Source organism: Ruminococcus sp. RTP21484sp1_RTP21281st1_A8_RTP21281_210402, assembly GCF_040914025.1.
GTDB classification, from domain to species: Bacteria; Bacillota; Clostridia; order Lachnospirales; family Lachnospiraceae; genus Blautia_A; species Blautia_A faecis.
Map to the genome: position 1 here is coordinate 1 of NZ_JBCPGE010000046.1, position 15,141 is coordinate 15,141.

At 37.8% G+C, this 15,141-nt stretch carries 23 protein-coding genes and 2 pseudogenes; all 25 read left to right on the plus strand.

Annotated features, from left to right (window positions below; translation table 11 throughout):
* Window positions 1-56 precede the first annotated feature (56 nt).
* Window positions 57-302, plus strand: coding sequence for a hypothetical protein (locus tag AB5170_RS17790; RefSeq protein ID WP_368361816.1), 246 nt, complete (start codon window positions 57-59; stop codon window positions 300-302).
* 52 nt (window positions 303-354) lie between these two features.
* Window positions 355-579, plus strand: a complete 225-nt coding sequence (locus tag AB5170_RS17795; RefSeq protein WP_173735990.1) for a DUF3791 domain-containing protein — start codon at window positions 355-357, stop codon at window positions 577-579.
* Between the two features lie 28 nt (window positions 580-607).
* Window positions 608-1,138: pseudogene (locus AB5170_RS17800) on the plus strand (DUF3990 domain-containing protein); the annotation flags it as partial.
* Window positions 1,126-1,368 (plus strand): hypothetical protein, encoded by a 243-nt coding sequence (locus AB5170_RS17805; protein ID WP_055307231.1) that lies wholly within the window; start codon window positions 1,126-1,128, stop codon window positions 1,366-1,368. The pseudogene AB5170_RS17800 and the gene AB5170_RS17805, both read left to right, overlap by 13 nt.
* Window positions 1,369-1,558: 190 nt before the next feature.
* Entirely contained in the window at window positions 1,559-1,924 is a 366-nt protein-coding gene (locus AB5170_RS17810) for a DUF3847 domain-containing protein (RefSeq protein ID WP_173735989.1), read from the plus strand.
* On the plus strand, window positions 1,924-2,181 hold the full coding sequence (locus AB5170_RS17815) for a MobA/MobL family protein (RefSeq protein WP_173735988.1): 258 nt from the start codon (window positions 1,924-1,926) through the stop codon (window positions 2,179-2,181). The genes AB5170_RS17810 and AB5170_RS17815 overlap by 1 nt, the downstream gene beginning before the upstream one ends.
* Before the next feature lies 1 nt (window position 2,182).
* Window positions 2,183-2,602, plus strand: a pseudogene (locus AB5170_RS17820) (VirB6/TrbL-like conjugal transfer protein, CD1112 family); the annotation flags it as partial.
* Window positions 2,603-2,786: 184 nt separating this feature from the next.
* Window positions 2,787-3,578: a CD1107 family mobile element protein gene (locus AB5170_RS17825; protein ID WP_330602468.1), complete on the plus strand. Its 792-nt coding sequence runs from the start codon at window positions 2,787-2,789 to the stop codon at window positions 3,576-3,578.
* Window positions 3,579-3,890 carry a toprim domain-containing protein gene (locus AB5170_RS17830; RefSeq protein ID WP_330602469.1) on the plus strand — a complete coding sequence of 104 codons (312 nt, stop codon included), beginning with the start codon at window positions 3,579-3,581 and terminating at the stop codon, window positions 3,888-3,890.
* A 15-nt stretch (window positions 3,891-3,905) separates the two neighbouring features.
* Window positions 3,906-4,172 carry a hypothetical protein gene (locus tag AB5170_RS17835; RefSeq protein ID WP_173735987.1) on the plus strand — a complete coding sequence of 89 codons (267 nt, stop codon included), beginning with the start codon at window positions 3,906-3,908 and terminating at the stop codon, window positions 4,170-4,172.
* Window positions 4,173-4,186: 14 nt separating this feature from the next.
* A complete protein-coding gene (locus AB5170_RS17840) occupies window positions 4,187-4,321 on the plus strand; it encodes a hypothetical protein (RefSeq protein ID WP_274603091.1) in 135 nt (44 codons plus the stop codon).
* Window positions 4,321-5,424 carry a DUF5688 family protein gene (locus AB5170_RS17845; RefSeq protein WP_173735986.1) on the plus strand — a complete coding sequence of 368 codons (1,104 nt, stop codon included), beginning with the start codon at window positions 4,321-4,323 and terminating at the stop codon, window positions 5,422-5,424. The genes AB5170_RS17840 and AB5170_RS17845 overlap by 1 nt, the downstream gene beginning before the upstream one ends.
* 344 nt (window positions 5,425-5,768) lie before the next feature.
* Entirely contained in the window at window positions 5,769-5,999 is a 231-nt protein-coding gene (locus AB5170_RS17850) for a hypothetical protein (protein ID WP_195409894.1), read from the plus strand.
* A 62-nt stretch (window positions 6,000-6,061) separates the two neighbouring features.
* Complete coding sequence (locus AB5170_RS17855) at window positions 6,062-7,921, plus strand: ATP-dependent endonuclease (protein WP_173735984.1); 1,860 nt, start codon at window positions 6,062-6,064, stop codon at window positions 7,919-7,921.
* A gap of 389 nt (window positions 7,922-8,310) precedes the next feature.
* A complete protein-coding gene (locus AB5170_RS17860; RefSeq protein WP_148446567.1) occupies window positions 8,311-8,769 on the plus strand; it encodes a DUF6075 family protein in 459 nt (152 codons plus the stop codon).
* A complete protein-coding gene (locus AB5170_RS17865) occupies window positions 8,769-8,945 on the plus strand; it encodes a hypothetical protein (RefSeq protein ID WP_173772779.1) in 177 nt (58 codons plus the stop codon). The genes AB5170_RS17860 and AB5170_RS17865 overlap by 1 nt, the downstream gene beginning before the upstream one ends.
* 23 nt (window positions 8,946-8,968) lie before the next feature.
* Window positions 8,969-9,745 carry a ParA family protein gene (locus tag AB5170_RS17870; RefSeq protein ID WP_005426615.1) on the plus strand — a complete coding sequence of 259 codons (777 nt, stop codon included), beginning with the start codon at window positions 8,969-8,971 and terminating at the stop codon, window positions 9,743-9,745.
* Complete coding sequence (locus AB5170_RS17875) at window positions 9,738-10,625, plus strand: ParB/RepB/Spo0J family partition protein (RefSeq protein WP_173772780.1); 888 nt, start codon at window positions 9,738-9,740, stop codon at window positions 10,623-10,625. Before AB5170_RS17870 ends, AB5170_RS17875 begins: the two co-directional genes overlap by 8 nt.
* A gap of 22 nt (window positions 10,626-10,647) precedes the next feature.
* A complete protein-coding gene (locus tag AB5170_RS17880; RefSeq protein WP_148446561.1) occupies window positions 10,648-11,715 on the plus strand; it encodes a DUF6017 domain-containing protein in 1,068 nt (355 codons plus the stop codon).
* Window positions 11,712-12,098, plus strand: coding sequence for a DUF6050 family protein (locus AB5170_RS17885; RefSeq protein WP_005426609.1), 387 nt, complete (start codon window positions 11,712-11,714; stop codon window positions 12,096-12,098). Before AB5170_RS17880 ends, AB5170_RS17885 begins: the two co-directional genes overlap by 4 nt.
* Window positions 12,064-12,348: a DUF6809 family protein gene (locus tag AB5170_RS17890; RefSeq protein ID WP_173772781.1), complete on the plus strand. Its 285-nt coding sequence runs from the start codon at window positions 12,064-12,066 to the stop codon at window positions 12,346-12,348. The genes AB5170_RS17885 and AB5170_RS17890 overlap by 35 nt, the downstream gene beginning before the upstream one ends.
* Window positions 12,349-12,513: 165 nt before the next feature.
* Window positions 12,514-12,888, plus strand: a complete 375-nt coding sequence (locus AB5170_RS17895; protein WP_021926218.1) for a helix-turn-helix domain-containing protein — start codon at window positions 12,514-12,516, stop codon at window positions 12,886-12,888.
* Between the two features lie 164 nt (window positions 12,889-13,052).
* Complete coding sequence (locus AB5170_RS17900) at window positions 13,053-13,691, plus strand: hypothetical protein (protein WP_368365124.1); 639 nt, start codon at window positions 13,053-13,055, stop codon at window positions 13,689-13,691.
* A gap of 61 nt (window positions 13,692-13,752) precedes the next feature.
* A complete protein-coding gene (locus AB5170_RS17905; protein WP_173772783.1) occupies window positions 13,753-14,469 on the plus strand; it encodes a hypothetical protein in 717 nt (238 codons plus the stop codon).
* 185 nt (window positions 14,470-14,654) lie between these two features.
* Entirely contained in the window at window positions 14,655-15,137 is a 483-nt protein-coding gene (locus AB5170_RS17910; protein WP_173772784.1) for a PcfB family protein, read from the plus strand.
* The last annotated feature ends 4 nt before the right edge of the window (window positions 15,138-15,141 follow it).

Here is a 15,141-nt window from a genome sequence, read left to right on the forward strand (position 1 = left end):
AAAGTTGAAAAAAAGAAACCCCTATCCCCTCAAGATTGAGGGGCAGGGGAGTTGAAGTGTCGAAGACACTTTTTTATATGCCGGATGAAGAATGCAACAATGCAGATAACATTGAATGGATGAACAATTTAAGAACGGATGATAATAAAGAAGCCTTTACGCAATGTATTGCATTTGAAAGCAGTTTCCGTTCGCCGGAAAAAGGTGGCGGTGCATGGGAAGCTAACGAAGAATACACTTGGTCATGGTGGCTTGCACGGAGTGAAGGCGGAGAATGGAATCTGATGACTTGGGGTTATTGATAAGAGTAGAAAATTCCAGTATTATTGACCAAGAAATTAAGGAGGATTCATTATGAGTGAGAAAACAGAGATTACTTTTATGCAAACAAGATTAATCCGGCTTGCTTCAGAAGAGTGGCATTTACCTGTTGAACAGATTATCCACTTGTTTAAAGAAGCCGATGTTCTTGGATATATAGAAAAATGTTATGGGATTTTTCATTGTGAGGGTGATGAAGCTGTGCTTGAAGACATTACAGAATTTCTGGAAGGAAAGGGGGTAAAGATTAGGGCTTGAGTTAAAAGATGGATTTGTTCTCTATCATGGAAGTTATTGTGAAGTAAAAGCGCCAGATCTTGGCAAATGTGCAAAGAGAAAAGATTTTGGGCAGGGATTTTATTTAACTACATCCAAGGAGCTGGCAGAAAGTTTTCTGAGAACCTCAATAGCCAAAGCAATCGCAACCGGAACAATTGAAGAAGGACAGAAGTTTGGATATATTTCAACCTTTGAATTCAACCTTTCAGGAAATCTTAAAACGCATATTTTTGAAAGTGCAGATGTAGACTGGTTACATTGCATTGCCGCTCATCGAAAGAAAAAAATGTTTATCGAAGTGGAACGTGAAATGGCAAGGTATGATATCATTGCAGGAAAGATTGCGGATGATGCAACAAACGCTACCCTTACTGCTTATCTCGCCGGGGCTTTCGGGACAGCAGGCGATAAGGAGGCAGACGATTTCTGCATCAGACAGTTGTTGCCCAATAAACTAAAAGATCAATATTGCTTCAAAACAGAATCCGCTATTAGGTGTCTGAAATTTGTGAAAGGTGAGAAGATATGGCTGAAGTAACAATTCCAAAGGAAAAAATGAATTATACAATAGACCTTCTTATCACTATGGTGACAGATGAGATTGCAGAAGAAACGGGAAAGGACAGAAAAGAGATATTGACAGATTTTCTATGTTCAAAGACAGGAAAAGCACTGTATGATGAGAAAACAAAGCTGTGGTGCAATGGTCCGGCATATATAGCTGAATTGTATAGGGAAGAGTTAAAGAAATCCGGATATCAGATTTGAGATGACTCATATCCGGATGGTGTTAAAAACTTCCGCATTATATCGTTGTGATAACTAAATATTTCAAAAACGCTGAGGTCAGTATTTCCTAATCATAGGACAACGACCTCAGTTTTTTTATACCCAGGAATCGGCATTCATGAATCAGCCGGTTCTTTTTATTTACAGAAAAATGAAGGAGGATGACAAAGTGAGCAGAGCAAAAAATCCGAAATATGAATCCATGTCACCGGAAGAATTGAAGGCGAATATGGAAAAGAGCAGACAGGAACTGGAGGTTGCGATTCACAACAAAAACCTTCTGGAGCAGAGGAAAAAGTTAGTGGAACGCAGGGAACGCTCCCACCGGCTGATTGTCAAAGGGGAAGAGTTTGAGAAAGCGTTTCCGTTGTCCAGAGATCTGGAGCAGGAAGATGTTCAGAATATAATGAACCAGCTGCAGAACAACAGTTACAACAAGAGTATTGTGCGGCAGACTTATATCTCTGCGTCACAAAAAGACCGACAACAGATTGCAGAAGCAGTCAAAAAAACAGAGAAGGGAGATGACAGTTAATGGCATTGTATCATTTTTCAGTAAGACATGTATCTAGAGGGAAAGGGCAGATGGTGGTTGCTTCCGCAGCCTATATTTCCGGGCAGAGGATTTATGACGGTTATTACAATAAGATACATGACTATACAAGCAAGTCGGGTGTGGTATTTACAGAAATTCTGACACCGGAGTATGTGCCGGAGCGTATGACAGACAGGGAAATACTCTGGAACGAGGTGGAGCATGTAGAAAGGAACAACAAGGCGCAGCTTGCCTAAGACCTTTGATATTGTCATGGCGGTCTTTGACGTGGGAAGTCATGTAGTGACACAGGCGGCAGCTTCCATATCCGGTTCAACGAGTCTGGATGTGCAGGCTACACTTACTTCCATGTTCAACAGCCAGATTGACAGTATGGGTATCGGGGAGCTGATAGGGCTTGGCATGGAAACCATGATCATCAGCCTGTGTATGAAAATCATGTCCGTCCTTATCACCGTCATTTTATACGGACGTATGATTGAAATATACCTTTATGTATCAGTAGCACCAATTCCGGCGGCAACCGTAACCAATAGGGAATGGGGAACAGTCGGAACTAATTATCTAAAGGGACTTATCGCTTTAGCATTTTAGGGATTTTTCATTATGGTATGTGTGGCGATTTATGCTGTGCTTGTGGCAAGCGTGGCAGTGGCAAGTAAGAGAAGAAATAAAGAAGGAGGTGCGCTACCTTGAAGAAAAAGCAAAAGGCGCAAGCCGGAAACCGCAGAATGCCGGAAAATAAAAAGGCGGCAAGCAGAGTCGGACTTACTTTTTCGGAAAAGAGTTTGATGCAGGGTATCAGTATTTTACCATTTCTGCAATGGACAATGCCGGAAATATGTCGGAGGTCTATAAGACAGCCAATCCGTATTACACCGATCCGGAAGCGGAGGACAGTAACGAAAGCAATCCGGCTAAGCAGCTTCCGGTCAGTGCAGAAGCAACCAAGCCTTCCTCTGCTACCGGACAGGTAACGGAGCATACGAAAACGGATAGCGAGGGTAATACCACATCGGAAACCAGTCTTGCAGAACAGAAAAAAGCTGCCATGCAGGAAGCAGATGCTTCGGAGCAGGCAGAAAATAATGCAGAGCAGTCAGAGAATGGGAAAGAGTTTTATACCATTCAGACCGCAAGTGATAAGGTGTTTTATCTGATTATCGACAGGGACGGTGATGAGGAAATGGTCTACTTCCTGACAGAGATCAGCGAAAATGACCTGTTAAATACGACAACGGATAACAGCGAGACACTTCCGAAAAATTCCGCAGCACTGGAGTCTGCAATCCCGGTAAGTGACAGCGCATTGCCAAACAATAATGCAGAAACGGATAGTGAGGAAACAGAAGAATTACCGGAGGATGGCGAGGAAAGTACGGAAGAAAGTACCGAGGAACCGGAAGAACAGCCCGCACAGCCCGATAATCCGATGGGAACCTATATCGTGCTTGGCATCATTGCAGTTATTGGCATCGGAGCAGGCTACTATTTCAAGGTGGTCAAGAAAAAGAAAGAGCAGTTTATTGATGAAGATGATGAGGAGGACGAGGAAGAAGTCTTGGAAGATGAGGACGAAACCGAGGACACAGAGGACGATTTTTTTGAGAAAGACGATGAGGAGGACGAATAAATGCAGTTAGTAATCGCAGAAAAGCCGAGTGTGGCGAAAAGCATAGCAGATGTATTGGGAGCCATAGACAGACAGGACGGATATTTTGAGGGCGGCGGCTATATTGTAAGCTGGTGCGTGGGACACTTAATCGAGCTTGCAGAACCGGAAAGCTATGGAGATCAGTGGAAGAAATGGACTTACGAGAGCCTTCCGGTCAATCCGGATCATTGGCAGTATGAGATCAAGGAGGATACCAAAGAACAGTACGATGTGCAGTTTAAGTTTGTCATGAAGTTTCCCAATAAGAAATTTACAGGAAAGAAAAAGTAAAAGGAGGACGTAACAATGGGAGCAGAAAAAACAAAGAAAGTACAGGACAATGAAAGCAAGGCGGACAAATTTGTCCGTCTTGGGGAGTATCGTGTGAACAAGGTCATTGATGCAATCGGCAGGCTTGAGAACCTTTTCAACCGCACCAATTACGAGTACACACAGGAGCAGGTGGAAGTCATGTTTTCCATTATGGAAAAAAGGCTTTTGGAAGTCAAAGGCAGATTTGCCCCAAAAAAGGAAAAAGAAGATACGTTTTCGTTTGGAAGAAAAGCAGAATAGGGAGGAAAGCCAAAATGAAGCAGTTAGAAAAAGAAATCAATGTAACAAGCCGGAAAAACATGATGAAGAGGTACAAAATGTATGGTGCCACAGTATCAAAGCTGACAGAGAAATCACAGAATGACACCAAGAAGGGAGAGAAAAAGTAATGGAGTACAGAGATTTTGTAGAACAGGTAAAAGAACAGATACAGGATTTTCTTCCTGAAAAGTTTGCAGATGCTGCAGTTGAGGTCAATCAGATTGTAAAGAATAATGACTGTGTTCTGGACGGTCTGATGGTAAGAACAGAAGAAAGTAATATTTCACCTACCATTTATCTGAATCCATATTTTGAGCAGATACAGGATGGAGCTGAATTGGATGATATATTAGCTCAGATTGCAAGTGTTTATCAGTCACATTATATAGATCATGATATAGATGTATCGGCAGTTACCGATTTTGACAAGATTAAGGAAAAAATTGTATGTAAGCTGATCAACGAGGAAGCAAATCAGCAGTTCCTTCAGGATAAACCGTACTCCAAATTGGAAGATTTAGCAGTTGTGTATCAGATTTTAATGGATAAAACAGGAGAAGGAACTGCGACCATTACCATTACAGATAATCTGATGGATGGATATGGAATCACACTTGAAGAACTGCATGACCAGGCGTTACAGAATATGGATACTTTGCAGCCACATAGTTTCAAAGGAATGAATGAGACAGTTGCGGAGATGATTGCAGTTGATATTGCAAGAGACCAAAATATTGGCATGGATGAGGCAAAAGAAATGGCAATGCAGATGATGCCGGATATTCCCGATACCATGTTTGTGCTGACAAATGATACAAAAGTAAATGGTGCGGCTGCAATATTAAACGATGATATCAGACAGGAGATTGCTGAGAAGGTAGGAGATTTTTACATGTTGCCTTCTTCAATCCATGAAACGCTGATTATACCGAAAGATGCGGGAATGGAGTTTAAAGAACTTGAGCAGATGGTACAGGAAGTAAATCAAAAACAGGTGGCACCGGGAGAACGTCTTTCGGATCATGTGTATGAGTATGATGCCAAAGAACATGAATTGTTCCGCAGTGACCGGGCAGAGGAACGTGCCAAGCAGAAAGAGGAAAAAAGAGATAACCGTCATGAGCGTGTTTCAGTAAAAGAGAAACTTGCGGAGAAGAAAGATGCCGTTATTAAGATGAATGCCGGAAAGGAGCATTCTGCACCAGAAAAGAAAAAGGAAGCTGTAATATAGGAGGAGCGCTATGTGGTATCCGTTCCGAAGGATACCCTTGCAAAGCTGATTGTTGTCAGCGAGATTAACAATGTGGAGCTGGAGGAACTGATACATACCATTCTGGAGAAAGGTATTGAGGAGTAGGGATTCTATGAATAAATAGTGTTTTGCATATTAGCAGGCAGTAGGATAGAGAGTGTCTTGCTGCTTGCTAATAGTAGAAAAGTAACAAAAAATATAGTATAATTTCAACAGAAATTTGTAATGTCAGAGGTGAATGATTGTGATAAATAGATCACTAAATGAAGATGAAATATACAATATTACGGAAGCCTTTCGCATGGCAATACTTGATGCCAAATATGATAGAAGATTTCAATATAGAGATAGAGCAGGCTAATAAGTTAAACACTGTGTGTAATATGTCGGCTTTTAACTCTACTGGTTTACAAGAATTAAAGAAAATAGCAGATAAATACCATCAGATATCAAATGATTTTAAAATAGTAGAAAAGGATGGGAAAACTGAACAATACCGCGATAATGAAAATAAAACTTCGGATGAAGAGAAGAATGATAAGGATACACAGTAGAAAAATAGTTTATTTGAATCAATTGAAATAGAGTATATTAAGTAGAAAGACAGGTGATTTTTATGAAATATCCTAAGACACTGAATGTTAAGGTGGAGAACATTTTTGGTGATCAAGATGTTCAGATAACATTATATTCTGGATTAACCATATTTGTTGGGACAAATGCTTCAGGAAAGACGCAAACATTAAAAAAAATAAGAGACATTATGAGAAATGAGGTGGGTAGTAATAAGGTTCGATATTTATCATCCAATAGAATTGGAAATATGGAACAGTATAGATCAAAAACAAATCAATACAATTATACCACTGATGATTATACACTTGGAGATCAAGCGACAAAACGTGCTCGTTTACAAATTGAAACTGCAAGTGGAGATTTCTTTGCAATGGACGAACGAAAGGATGTTTTTATTAAGGTATCTGAGAGGTTATCAGTGTTATTTAATAGAAATATTTTTATTCGCTGGGATGCTGGACAAATGAAGGTGTTTTTTGGAAAGACCGATAGTGAGCAAGAATATTCAGTTGCAGCAGAAGCAAGTGGATTAGTTAATGTTATTTCAATTTTGGCTGCTCTATTTGATGAAGTGGTTGAAGTATTATTAATTGATGAGCCAGAAGTATCTTTGCATCCGCAATTACAATCATATCTTCTTCGTGAGATGAAAAGTGCTGCAAAAAGATACAATAAAACTATTATTATTTCAACCCATTCTGCGGAGATGATCGAATTAAATTCTGCATCTGAGTTGTGCAACTTTGTGTTTTTTAGAAAAGATTCATTACCTAAACAAATTTCGCCAGATACTCCAGAATTGAATAGCGTAAAATTAAAAGAATTTCTTTTACGAATGAGCCTTATATATAGCGAAGGTTTTTTTGCAAAAAAGGTAATGCTTATTGAAGGATCTAGCGATATGATTTTATGTCGATATCTCTGCAATAGACTTAACTTAAAACTTGATGTAGCAGGTTCACAAATCATTCCGGTTGAAGGAAAAGGACAGTTCCCTGTTATTACAAAGCTATTTCGATTAATTGGTAAAGAAGTATGTGTTTTGACAGATTTAGATGGTTTTACAGATGATAATAATATTGTTAATTTGTTCGCGGTATTACCTGAAGCGATTCAAATTGCTAATGATTATGGAAATAGGGATCTTCAAAGCATGATTAGAGATATAAAGACAAAAATAGATGAATTAGTTCAATCCCAAAAAGAAAATATGGTAATGATTTATAACCAGCACCCGTATTGGGTAAACCGAGATCCAGAAGCAGACGATGATAAAATTATTCGTCGTGCATTGATTGCGCAGTTGTTTACGGTGAGTGCAGATGAACTAGCAACTTGGCCAGATCCACATGAGTGGACAAGTCTCAAAAAGAGAATTACTGTGCTATTTGATATTTTAGAAAAATTAGGATGTTTTATTCTTCGAAGGGGGGCGGTGGAAAGTTATTACGCTTTTTCACCGAATACAACGTTTAATGGAAAGCCGTCTGCAGCTGCTAATGAAGTTAGTTATTGGGAAGATAAAAGTAATGAACAAATCTATGCTCAATTCTCCGACATTGTTCGTTCTTTACAATTTGCTGCACTTGATAAAACAGTAGATGAAAGTTTTGCGGTAAAGAAAGAACTATTAAGTGAATTAGCATTGATACTTGGAATTTTACCACAAGTATCAACTGAAAAAGAACTTCTGTCTTGTATTAAACAAGCAAAAGGGAGCGCAGAGTCTCTTTTTGATTATAGAATAATAAATGATAGCAAGCGTCTGGGTGTAGAAATATCATTAAAATCTGAAATAATAGATGTTGATGGATTTCCATTTAAGGCTTTTGTCGGAGACAATGTTAATATTCTCATTGATGAAAGAATTCAATCGCATTCAAGTGAGGAAAGTCAGTAGTAACCCCACCCATTTTTTACTACGTTTCTACTACGATTGCTGTACACATCTTGCAATATTTTGCTAAGATTTGCATTTTCTGTACAGAAATGACCGATACATAAAGAAGAATTAACACTGCGCAAATCGCTGCAGATGGCAGCAGGCCAGCGCATTTTGAGAGGAGAAAAAATTATGATTCGTGTACTTTTCATCTGCCACGGCACTACCTTAGCAAAATTCTGAAAAACCTTGATTTTACAGTATATTTTTGAACCAGTAGGGATGTTTTACTAAGTTTTTACTAAAGAGGAATCCCTAGCACGAATTTAGAAAAGTAACATATAGTATGACCTTATTAATTGGTAGAACAATTGGTAAGGTCCTTTTTTATTTCAAGGAGGTTCAAAATGAAAAGTACAGCGTTAGGAGCAGAAAACATTATTTTTATCAGTGATGCACATGAAAAATTCTACTATGAAAAATTACAAGAAGTACGGTATCAGGATGTGTACCATAAGGCATTGTGTTATTGTCTGGGTATTAATGGAGATACCAGAAAAAATGCTGACAGAATTTATAATTTTAAAACGGGGTCTGTTAAAACGAAATGTTTACATGAAGGATGGCAGACAAGCGGTAGCTTAAAAGTGGTAAGGATGGCATTTAATCTGTACTGTAACAGCACGCCAAGCGTTTGGGATTATGAAGATGCAGAGGAACAGGTAAACGAGTGCAGACAGTATACAGTAGAGGATATCTTCTGCTGTACATATGCACCATATTTTTGGCAGGCAATACAGATCCGTTATCCGGAATATGTAGTGTACAATCAAAAGTTACATGCCATGCTTGGAGGAATAGATTAATGCTGAAAGTGAGACTGATGGGAACAAAAAATGATATTGTATGGTTTCAGAAAATCCTGCAGCGTCATCCTAAAATTGAAGTTATGGAATTATCGGAACTTTATTCCAATAAAGGGACGAGCAAATATTATAGAGCTTATGCTGAAATTGAAAAAAGTAATGTAAATAAAAAATAGTAGAAAAACAGGAGAATTATATCATGTGCAAAATAATCGCAATCGCAAATCAAAAAGGTGGAGTAGCAAAGACTACAACCACTATTAATCTTGGAGTAGGACTGTCTAAGGTTGGAAAACGTGTAATGCTGATAGATGCTGATCCACAGGGACATTTGACAATGGGACTAGGTTTTCCAAAGAACTTAAGGGTAACATTGAAAACAATGATGGAAAATATCATTATGGGATTAGAATTTGATCCCAGGGAAGCAATTTTACACCATGAGGAAGGAATAGATGTAATTCCATCTAATAAACTTCTTTCGGGAATGGACATGTCATTATTTACGGTAGAGGACAGAGAAAAGGTCTTAAAAGAATATCTGGAACTTTTGGAAAATGATTATGACTATATCCTGATTGATTGTATGCCCTCGTTGGGAATGATGACAATTAATGCGTTAAGTGCAGCTGATAGCGTTTTGATTCCGGTGCAGCCTCAATACTATGCGGCAGATGGCCTCATGGAATTACTGAAAGTTGTGAAAGGCATTCATCAGAGATTTAATCCTGATTTACAGATTGAAGGGATTCTGTTTACAATGGACAGCAGTCATTATAATAATTCAAAGAGAAATAAGCAGGCAGTACGAGATGCTTATGGAGCAGAGATTATAATTTTTGATCAGACGATTCCAAGAACAGAAGCTCTTGCCGAAACTGCATCAGAAGGTGTCAGTATTTTTTCTTACGATGCAAAAGGAAAAGGTGCGTACAGTTATCAAGCACTTGTCCAGGAGGTGCTGAATCATGCGTAAACCTAAGAAAGAAATTCAGCTTACTTCTTATGATGAATTGCTTGGAATCAATGAAGCCGAACAGAATACTCTTAATCAGATTGTTGAAGTGCCATTAAATGAGTTACATCCTTTTAGAAATCATCCATTTCATGTAAGTGATGATGAAAAAATGGCTGAAACAGTAGAAAGTATCAAGAATTATGGCATCTTAAATCCTGCATTGGTACGTCCTCGCGCAGAGGGAGGATATGAACTGATTGCTGGTCACAGGAGAAAACGTGGTTGCGAACTGGCTGGAAAAAGTAAAATGCCAGTACTCATACGGAACTATACCGATGATGAAGCCGTAATCGTTATGGTGGATTCTAATATACAGAGAGAAAATTTGCTTCCAAGCGAAAAGGCATATGCTTATAAAATGAAGATGGATGCAATAAAACATCAGGGCATAAAAGACGAAAACGCAGCTTCTGTTGACAGTGCAGATCTGGTTGGACAGGCTGCCGGTGACAGTGGAAGAACCGTTCAGCGTTACATACGCTTGACCTGTCTTATTCCGGAATTGCTGAAATTGTTGGATGAAGGAAAGATTAATTTTACAGTAGGTGTTTCATTAACCTATTTATCAGAAACGGAGCAGATTTGGGTGAAAGACTGCATAGTGTCTGGAGCAAGCTCTGTTACAGGTTCAATGGCAACAAAACTGAAGCAATACAGCGGTGAAGGTAAACTGACAGAATTAGCGGTACAGCTTATTCTGAATGAAAAGAAAACAGAGACAGGAAAAGTTACTTTAACTGAAAAGAAAATACGAAAGTATTTCCCAAAGGAATATAACAGAGAACAGATTGAACAGGTTATCTATGAACTGCTTGATAACTGGAAGAAAAGCCAATAACGAGGGAAGGAGAGAAAGCAAAATGGCAAAATCCGAAAGCACAAAAATAGAGTTTGGTTATTTTCACGATTATGAATCGGAACAGTTTGCTTTTTACCGTATTCCCAAAGTATTATTCACAGATGAATATTTCCGTAATCTGTCCAGCGATGCAAAGGTTCTTTATGGGCTGATGCTGGACAGAATGGCTTTGTCTATCAGAAATAATTGGGTGGACAATGAGGGGAAAGTTTATATCATATTTACATTGGAACAAGTGATGGAATATATGAACTGCGGAAAAGACAAAGGTGTGAAAATTCTTGCAGAATTAGATACTGATAAAGGAATTGGTTTGATTGAAAGAGTAAAGAGAGGATTGGGAAAACCAACAATTATTTATGTAAAGAGCTTTGTATATAGAAAAGAAAAAGTATTAGATTCGGCAGAGAATGATAACCGAAGTCAAGAAGTCGGAAAAGCCGAAGTCAAGAGTTCGGAAAAACCGAAGTCTGGAGTTCTGGAAAGTCGAAGTCAAGAGTTCGGAAAAACCGAAGTCTGGAAGTCGGAAAAATCGAAGTCTGGAGTTCGGAAAAACCGAAGTACAGAAGTCGGAAAAACCGACCCTAATAATACTAATTATAATTATACTGATATTAGTAATACTGACAGAAGTAATACTGATCTTATCAATCTTTCAGATTCTTCCGAACAGCAGTCAATGGATTTGATGGAAGAGATGGAACTATTCCAGATGAATACTGCGCTTGTAAAAAGAAATATTGAATATGACTGTCTTGTACAACGATGCAGATTAGGGGAACAGCAACAGTTGGATGAAATTGTGGCACTAATTGTGGAAACAATCAGCATAGAACGTGAGAATATTACGATCAGTGGAGTGAAATACCCATATCAGTTCGTAAAAAGCAGATTATTGTTGCTGGAAGAAAGCCACATAGAGTATGTACTTGACTGTCTACATGAGAATACCAGGGAAGTAAAGAACATAAAAGCGTACTTGCTTACCTGTCTTATGAATTCAATAACGACAATAGGCAATTATTACCAGGCAAAAGTAAATCATGATATGTACGGAGGTGGCATATGAGAGGAAAAGAAATTATAACAAAATTGATAATTCCTGGTGCAATAGCTATGATTATCTGCTTAATTGTTCACCCTATGTGCATGAATGGTGAAATATTAGACTGGAGAAAATTATTGCTTTTTGTGGGAATACCTTTCGGAATCCAGAAAATGTTTTTGTTGGTCGTTCCAAGAAATGTGGGGACAGGGGAAATGCTTGGTTTGGTGGTACTTAAACTGATGGTAGGAAGTTTGATTGGAATAGGGGTTCTTGCCTGGAGATTATTAGCTGTAGCAGGCATTTTGCTAAAAAACGGCATTTCTGGAATTATATGGATCATAAAAAGACTGAAAGAAATGGTGATCAAAAATGAGCGAAAAGCAACTGGAAAAATTGTATTATAGCATTTATCCAATGAATCAATGTGAAACACAAAGTAAAAGTTATGAAGAGACAAAGGAACTGTGTGAAACATTAGAAAAGGAAATGATAAGTCTAATGAGTCCGGATCTGCAGGCAATGTTTGAGGATTACAAGGAATATACTTTAAATCTTAAACAAACAGAACAGAGAGACGCTTACATAGATGGATTAGCGTTTGGGATTCGCACAATTTCGGAAGCCTTTTTACATGAGAACAAAAATAGAATATAGTGATTGAAAAAGCAGTCTGTCAAGGCTGCTTTTTCTGTACCGCTTACATAGGAGAATGAGATGTGATTGATTTGATAATAATTATTATAGCAGGAATAGTGCTTTTGTTTTTGCTGTCTTGTTGCTTTATGGTTGCAAGGCTGTTGGATGAGGAAATATCTATGTATGGATATGAAGGAAAAGAAAACTGGGAAAGGGAACAACTTCCCGACAAATTGTCGAGAAGTTCAACAGATGAAAGACATGGAGATAAATGAAAAGATTCGTTATTTTCGGAAACAGAGAGGGCTATCGCAGGAACTGCTTGCAGAACGAACAGGAATTAATGTGAATACAATTCGGAAGTATGAAATAGGCATACGAAAGCCGAAAGTAGAACAATTAAAGAAAATTGCGGATGGACTTGAAATTAGTGTAATAGAATTTTTGGATATTGAAATAGAAAATGAAGCGGACTTGATTGCTATGCTGAAAAAAATCAGTCCGTTTTTTAAGTGGGACGGATTGCTTCATGTATTGGAGGGGGAAAAGTTTTTATGATTGGTGTAGGAAGTGCATTGATATCACTGTTTCTGGTTTTGGTTTGTTATTCATTAACACTGACAGCGAAAAGAGCAGATGAAAACTTATTGATGATCTGTGAACAGAATCAGAAAAGTGAAGAAGAGAAAGGAAAGCAAGAAATGGAATCAAAGAGAGACATTTTGAGAGTAATTGAAAAAGAAATCAAAAAAGGAAGTGCGCCAGTTGCATTTGCGGGTTTGGGGTTTTCTGAGGAATGTTATCATTTGGTAGATAGTCAGGCTAAGATGAACCAACTTTTAGATTATTTTTTTCGCAATGAAGAATACGCAGCTTTGGCAGATCGGCAGGTGAAAAGTAATATCTATGCAGAAATGGGCAAAAGGCTGAATTTCCGTAGTGCTAGATCTGCTCGAGACAGAAAGAATATGGAGGTAGCGGCGAAACGATGGATTAAGAAAAAGCATCCAACATTTGATGGAGATGTATATGTCGAAAATATCCGGTGTTTTCTGGATATTTCCCAGGAAGAGTTAGAAAAACGTAAATGTACTGTTAATGAACAGGATATCACAGCACTTATTTTCAGTCAGAAACATCTGGAAGCATTATATCTGCAATGCCTTATGCACAGGCGAAACGCAATGCAAGAGGTTCCAGAGTTGAAAGGTTTGTCAGAAACGTGCAACAGGATTTATAAATTGCAGGATGTAGATGTATTATTCCAGTGTCTGCTGATGGATCAGATGGATTGGGAAGAAGGAAAGTTGTATATGCAATTCAGTACTGTATATTTATTACTGAGTTTAAGAAATAAATGACAGAATAAGTATGATTGGTTATAATAAAATAAATTGAACAAATAAGTAGAGGGAGGGTCTGATGAATAAAGAAGATCATTTTATAGATACAGATAAATTGGGTGATGTGTTACTTGAGTTTTCAAAAAAAATAAGTCGTTTCTCACAAAATATACCAGATACTTTATTTGGAAGTTTGACAGAATTTTTAAAAAATATACCAGATGATGTTAAGAATACGCAACTTTTTGCAAACGTTCAAAAACTAAGTAATTATGATTTGAATTATGAAGATGTCTGGTGGTTGGTAGACAGTTATGGGCTTATTGATAAAGAAGATGCGGAAGAAGAACTTATGGAGTATTATGAGCAAGAAAATAAATTACATTGTTATATAAAAAGTATTATAAGCAATCCATCCATAAGTGAACGTGAAAAATTAGTAATATTGTTATCACATATAGAACCGTTAATATATAATACTTTAAATTACACGAAACAACCTTATTCAAAAGTGAAACAAATAGTAAAACGAATGTCTATAGATGAAAATGAGGGAATGTCTTCTGAGAGTGTGGGAAAACTTTACGTTATGGGAATTACATATGTAGTGTTTGCAAATACTGACGCTTATAAAAAGGAAATTGATAAAAGAATTCCGTTTAGAAATAATATTCTGCATAATGGAATTGTTGAATATGGAACGGATGATATACATAGTGCATATGAGTTGTTAATTGAGTTCATTTCAATGCTGGTATTCATAAAAAAACAGCTTATTAATGAAAAAACGAAATAGAGAATTTGTAGCCGGTTGGTCCATTTTATTAGAAATTGGAATCAGCCGGCTTTTTATATTTAAAAGAGTACTTCTCGACAATTTGTCGGGAAGTGGAAAGGAGCCAAATTCGAGTGAAAATATACCTACACCATCTGTTAGTACCACCGTAATTTGCTGATCAGAATCGAAAGGAGGCGTGCAAATTGCAGGAAGAAGTTACACAGAAAACAATCGCATTGTCGGTTAAAACTGCAAGAGTGACTGCCGACGTGTTAAAAAATATGCTGCGGAAGTATCTGTCAGGACAGAAGCAAAAGGGAAAGAATCCTTATAAGGTTGGAAAACAGTCATACAAAGAATTGAAAAGCCAGGGTTCTGGTTTATCTAATATTGAGATCACAGATGGAAATATCAAGTCTTTTGAACGTGTGGCGAAGAAATACCGCTTAGATTTTGCCTTGAAAAAAGACAGTTCAACCAAGCCACCGACCTACTATGTGTTTTTTAAAGGGCAGGATACAGAAATGATGAATCTAGCATTTAAGAAATATTTAGGTGTCCAGATGAACAAAAAGGATAAACCATCTATTATGAAAAAACTCATGCACTTTAAGGATACTGTGTCTAAAGGAAAGAACAGAGAACGAGCAAGAGAACAGCAGAAAGACAGAGGGCAGAGTTTATGACGGA